This window comes from Kitasatospora sp. NPDC057692 (genome assembly GCF_042799475.1).
Taxonomy (GTDB): Bacteria; Actinomycetota; Actinomycetes; order Streptomycetales; family Streptomycetaceae; genus Kitasatospora.
The window spans coordinates 1-4048 of record NZ_JBHVIV010000186.1; the positions used below are offsets into that span (position 1 = coordinate 1).

Annotated in this window: 1 protein-coding gene and 2 pseudogenes; all 3 read right to left on the reverse strand. The window is 71.4% G+C overall.

The window, feature by feature from the left end; genetic code table 11:
- A pseudogene (locus ACFVFS_RS40655) lies at window positions 1-91 on the reverse strand (roadblock/LC7 domain-containing protein); the annotation flags it as partial.
- Between the two features lie 10 nt (window positions 92-101).
- The gene (locus ACFVFS_RS40660; RefSeq protein WP_380630155.1) at window positions 102-3545 is read right to left on the reverse strand and encodes a nitrate- and nitrite sensing domain-containing protein; all 3444 of its coding nucleotides are present in this window, start codon (window positions 3543-3545) and stop codon (window positions 102-104) included.
- Between the two features lie 401 nt (window positions 3546-3946).
- Window positions 3947-4048, reverse strand: a pseudogene (locus ACFVFS_RS40665) (ATP-binding protein); the annotation flags it as partial.

The window sequence follows — 4048 nt, forward strand, 5'->3', positions numbered from 1 at the left end:
CCGCGGAGACCACCACCGTGTGCGACACCCCGGGGGTGTTGTCCACGAAATTGGTGATCAGCCAGTTCAGGTTCTGTGCGGCCTGGCTCATCTGACTCAACTCAACGCTCCTGGTGGTTCGAGCCGCCGAAGAGATCGGTGCTGCGATTCTGCTGTCCGTTGCCGGACGGGTCTACCTGATCGGGGTCGATCCGGAAGCTTCCGGTGGTACCGGCACTGCGGCCCTGCTCGACGCCGCGGCGCAGGTTGGTGAGGCGGCCGCGGACCTCCTCGGGCGAACGGGAGACCTGCGGGCCGTCCTGCGGGGTGGGCTTGGCGTTGCCCGCCACCAGGTTCTGCTTGGGCACGCGGCGGGGCAGGCCGGCCGGGGTGGTGCCGCTGGAGGAGGGCTCGCGGAGCTTCTCGGCCCGCTGCCAGTCGCCGTCGTTGGGCGACTGCCAGGCCGCGTTGCCGGCGGCCGTCGGGCCGGTGGGCCCGTAGCCGCCGAGGGCGGACACGTCGTGGCCGCGGGGCTCGACCGCGTCGGACGAGGTGTCCTTGGCGCCGGTGAACCAGTTCGGGCTCTCGCCGCCGCCGTTGTCGTCCTGCGGGCCGGCCGGGAAGCCGCCGCCGGCCAGCTGCTGGCCCGGGCGGCGCTGCGGCAGCCCGGACGGCAGGGTGGCGGGGGCGGTGTCGGCGGCCGGGAGGGCGGGCTGCTCGGGGGCGTACGGGTGGCCCGCCGGGGCCTCCTCGGTCGGCCGGCCGTACTGGTCGTCGGCGTAGCCGGGCCCGTCGTAGCCGCTCTCCCGGCCGTACTCGTCCTGCTGCCCGTACGCGCCGTAGCCCTGCTGCGGGTACGGGTCGTAGCCGTCCTGCTGGTAGCCCTCGGCGTCGTAGCCGGCGTTCTGGCCGTAGTCGTCCTGGTAGCCGTACTGGTCGTCGGCGTAGCCGGACTGCTGGTAGCCCTGCTGCGGGTACTGCTCGTCCTGGCCGTAGACCTCGTCGTTGCGGCGGCCGTAGGCCGGGTAGTCGTCCTCGACCTCGGCGTCCACCACCGGCGGCCGGTCGTCGGCCGATCCGGGCTCCAGCGCGGCGCGGCGGACCTGGTCCAGGCGCTGCGAGCGCTGGACGGCCTCCAGGGCCGGGCTGAACCCGGTGGGGCCGGCGTTGCCCAGGCCGGTGAGGTGGTCGTCGAAGCCGAGTTCGGCGGCGCTGCGGACCGGGTCCTGGTCGAGCGCCCATTCGGCGGACGGCTCCTGCTCGGCGAAGATCCGGGAGACGGTGAACTGCTCCTCGGGCTCCGGCGCCGCGGCCATCTGGGTCACGAACGGCGGCAGCATGACCAGCGAGGTGGTCCCGGCCGACTCGCCGGAGGGGCGGAGCTGGACGCGGATGTCGTGCCGCTGGGAGAGCCGGCCGACCACGAAGAGGCCCATGCGGCGGGAGATGGTGGCGTCGACCGTGGGCGGCTCGGCCAGCTTCTCGTTGATCTCCGCGAAGTCCTCGGCGGTGAGGCCGATGCCCTTGTCGTGGATCTCGACCAGCACCCGGCCGTCCGGCAGGCGGGTCGCGTTGACCAGCACCCGGGTCTGCGGGCTGGAGAACGTGGTGGCGTTCTCCAGCAGCTCGGCGAGCAGGTGGACGAGGTCGGTCACGGCGGCGCCGACGACCTCGGCCTCGGGGATGCCGGAGAGCTCGACGCGCTCGTACTGCTCCACCTCGGAGGCGGCGGCGCGGAGCACGTCGACCAGCGGGACCGGGGTGTTCCAGCGGCGGCCGGCCTCCTCGCCCGCGAGGACGAGGAGGTTCTCGCCGTTGCGGCGCATACGGGTCGCGAGGTGGTCCAGCTTGAAGAGGTTCTCCAGCTGGTCCGGGTCGGCCTCGTTGTTCTCGAGGTCGGTGATCAGCGCCAGCTGGCGCTGGATGAGGCTCTGGCTGCGGCGCGACAGGTTGGTGAAGATCGCGTTGACGTTGCCTCGCAGCAGGGCCTGCTCGGCGGCGAGCGCGACCGCCTGCCGGTGGACCTGGTCGAAGGCCCGGGCGACCTCGCCGATCTCGTCCTTGCCGTGCAGCGGGATCGGGGTGACGTTGGTGTCCACCCGGTCCGGGTCGGTCTTGGAGAGCCGCTCGACCAGCTCGGGCAGGCGGTGGTCGGCGATGTCCAGGGCGGCGTTGCGCAGGGTGCGCATGCCGAGAATCATCGAGCGGGCCACGTAGCCGGTGAGGACACCGGCGAGGATCAGCGCGGTGAGCACGATCAGCGAGTTGAGGATGGCGTCGAAGCGCGCGTTGTCGCGCAGCTCGGCGGCGTCCTGGAGCACGTCGTCCAGCAGCACGACCTCGGTGGCGCGGAGGCTGGAGATGTGGGTGTTGGCGGCCTGGTTCCAGTTCTCCGGGGTCAGACCGGAGTCCTTGGCCTCCTTGTAGGCCTTGTCGGCGAGCTCCTTGCCCAGCGACTGGCCGTTGGCGGCGGCCTGGGTGTAGGCGGTGCCGAGGTTCAGCAGGCCGGTCATGGTCGGGACGCTGCCGTTGGGCATCCGGTAGGCGGCGCGCTGGTCGGCGTTGGCCTGGGCGACCTGGGCGTCGGCGTACTTCCGGGCGTCCTCGGGGGCGCTGCCGGTGTTGAACTCGGAGAGCGCGGTCTGCTCCAGGCGCTGGGCGACCAGCAGCTGCTGGATGAGGTCGACGTTCTCGTACCGGGTGGTCTTCTGGGCGGAGATGCCGACCAGCAGCTGCAGCATGAGCGCGCGCTGGGTCGAGGCGGAGGCCTTGGCCAGCGACATCGCGTAGATGGAGCGGCCCTTGCTGGTGAGGTTGGACGAGCCGAGGCCGACCGAGTTGTCGTAGGACAGCAGCGGCGCGAACATCACCGAGTAGGCGCTGACGGTCGCGGAGGCGAAGAGGTTGTCCGCGTACGCGGCGGTGCGCAGCTGCGGCAGGTAGGTGACCACGGCCTGGAAGGCCTCGTGGCGGCGGGGGAGCTCACCGGACTTGTCGCTCGCCTCGTAGGCCGCGTTGTACGCCTTCAGGGCGGCGTCGGTGGTCGAGCGCGCCTTGGTGACGTCGTTGTTCGGGTCCTGCTTGGTGATCAGGGGTATCAGCGTCTTGTCGCGCTCGCTCTCCAGCGCCTCGGCGAGCTCGGTGGCGGCCTTGGCGAGGGTGGCGGTGCGCTGGGCGCGGTCGGCCTTGACGAAGCCGTCGATCGAGGTGTTGACGCGCAGTCCGCCGAAGACCAGGCCGATGACGACCGGGATCAGCAGGATCGCGATCAGACGGGCGGGCACGCGCCAGTTGCGCGGGCGCACGAAGTCGTAGCGGCTGCTCCTGGGACCGGTCTCGTCCGAGCCGGAGCCCGATCCCGCGCCGGAGGTGGGGCCGGTGCCGGCGCCCGGGCCGGAGGCGCGGTCCTTGCCGGGGCTGGGCTGCTGCGGTGCCGGGGCGCCCTGCGGCCGCTCCTCGACCGGTGTGAACGCCGAGAACCCGCCCGGTTCCGGTGCGGTGCCGTTCGGCTCGCTCTGGCGGGGCTCGGAGCGCCGCTGCGGGGCGACCTGCTGCTTACGCCTCACTCGACAACTACCTCTCGGCCGACAGTCGGCCATGGATCAATCCAGCGCTACCCCCGGGGGGCCGCCCGCTCCGGGGAGCGGCAGCCGTACGGGATCCAGGGGTAGCTGGAATTTCAGCACGTGCAGGGATGGGGGACAAACAGCTGCTGATGGGCGCCGGGTGCGGTGCAATTCAGGACATTCGCCCACATGTTGGAGCATAACTGTGGTCTTCTGGCGCTGAGTGACGCTGATTCGCTACAAACAGTCATTGTTGATCACGAAATGCCTACCGAACTGTTATCCGCTGCTTATGCGGGGGTCTTGCGCGAGGCGACCGTACGACACCTCTCCGCAAGCGAACGCGCCCCGGTGCCCCGTCACACCGACGGGGTGCCGGGGCCGCCGACCTCGGGTTCCGCTCAGCGGAGCCGGGCGAGGAGGGCGTGTTCGACGAGGGTGATGAGGGCGCTCTTGGCGCTGTCGCGTCGGCGGGCGTCGAGGGTGATGACGGGGGTGTCGCT